1 protein-coding gene is annotated in these 538 nt (G+C 57.1%); it reads left to right on the top strand.

Annotated elements, in window-relative coordinates:
- Nucleotides 1-26: 26 nt before the first annotated feature.
- The gene (locus GIW28_RS30595; protein ID WP_236490496.1) at nt 27-434 is read left to right on the top strand and encodes a hypothetical protein; all 408 of its coding nucleotides are present in this window, start codon (nt 27-29) and stop codon (nt 432-434) included.
- Nucleotides 435-538 lie beyond the last annotated feature (104 nt).

Below are 538 nucleotides of genomic sequence, written 5' to 3'. Positions count from 1 at the left end.
GATTTGGGGGGCCGCCGCGATGGGCCATCCTTGGCCCAGCGCGGCTAAACCGGCATCCCTGCCGGTTTACCCCCCAAATCACTGTCAGATTCCGGCCATCGTGTTTGACGGGGCGATTTCAGATCAACATCAAAAGCGCAGATCAAAAGACCGCTGACTTCGTCATCGAAAAGGATGTAAGGGCCGGAGCAACAGCAACAGCAACAGCAACAGCAACAGCAACAGCAACAGCAACAGCAGAGCCATACTCGGTCAACTGTGGGAGCTGGCTTGCCTGCGATAGCATCAACTCGGTGTGCCTGATGTACCAAGGTGTCTGCATCGCAGGCAAGCCAGCTCCCACAGAAAATCAGATCTTCGGTGTATGCGGATCCGCTTTCGCTTTTGATCTAACCACTCAGGTCGGCTTTCAGGCCGCCGTGCTCTGCTTTTGATCTTGCTTTTGATCTGAGGCGCCCCGTTAACCACGATGGCCGAACGCAGGCTTGAATCCGTGGGTAACCCGGCAGGACGCCGGGTTAGCCGCGCTGGGCCAAGG

Origin of the sequence: Pseudomonas sp. PA-5-4B, assembly GCF_021606215.1 — a bacterium.
GTDB classification, from domain to species: domain Bacteria; phylum Pseudomonadota; class Gammaproteobacteria; order Pseudomonadales; family Pseudomonadaceae; genus Aquipseudomonas; species Aquipseudomonas edaphica.
This window is presented reverse-complemented; position numbering and strand designations above follow the sequence as displayed.